The 1,069-nt window shown below is 44.5% G+C and carries 1 pseudogene; it reads right to left on the reverse strand.

Annotation, left to right across the window (positions count from 1 at the left end):
- Positions 1–1,069 (reverse strand): annotated as a pseudogene (locus tag ACFSTE_RS14130) (hypothetical protein); the annotation flags it as partial.

The following is a 1,069-nucleotide window of genomic DNA, read 5'->3' on the forward strand; positions in this document are numbered from 1 at the left end:
CATCATTAACACCATCCCCATCACTGTCGTGCTCTCTCCAATCCATATCTCCTACTCCTGGTAAGTCAACATCTGGGAAGTCTGTAGGCACTGAACCATTTGATGGGTTCGTACCGGAAGTAGCTCCACTTAAAACAATCGTATCATAATTATCATCCAATCCATCACCATCACTATCACTTCCTGAAGCAACCGTATCGGCAACCCCATCTCCATCAGTATCCCAGCCTTCTATAGAATCAGATTCTCCATCATTATCACTATCGGTATCTATATAATCTGCACTACCATCCATATCTGTATCTATGGCAACTAATGCTGTTCCGCCATCATCAGGATCATAGCTATCATCAATACCATCGCCATCGGTATCCGTACCACTTGGGGCAACATAACCAACCGTTGGTTGTCCTTCTATATTATCTACAATACCATCGCCGTCACTATCAATATCCTGATAATCCAGCCCTCCTGTACCATCGGTATTGGGTAGCGGTAGCATCGTTCCGCCATCTCCTGTACCTGCAACCGTATTATCATCTGTATCCACACTATCAGCAAATCCATCGCCATCGACATCAACCATAGACATTGGATCTCCCGGGGTTGGGTAATCTATCGCTCCATCACCATCAGCATCTACTCCTCCAGCTTCACTGATATCTGTTAGCCCATCATTATCACTATCTAAATCCAGGCTATCTACAATACCGTCATTATCACTGTCCGGTGACGGTAAATTGGTTCCGCCATCTCCTGTTCCTGCAACTGTATTATCATCCGTATCAACACTATCTGCAAATCCATCACCATCAGTATCGGTAATTCCATCTAAAACTCCATCGCCATCTGCATCAACTCCTCCGTTTTCTGTTACATCAGAAATCCCATCATTATCACTATCTAAATCCAGGCTATCTACAACTCCATCATTGTCACTATCCGGGGAAGGTAAACTTGTTCCACCATCTCCTGTACCTGCAACTGTATTATCATCCGTATCAACACTATCTGCAAATCCATCACCATCAACATCTGCCATAGAGGTTGGATCTCCCGGAGTCGGGTA

Source organism: Aquimarina hainanensis (genome assembly GCF_042684685.1).
Classification (GTDB): domain Bacteria; phylum Bacteroidota; class Bacteroidia; order Flavobacteriales; family Flavobacteriaceae; genus Aquimarina; species Aquimarina hainanensis.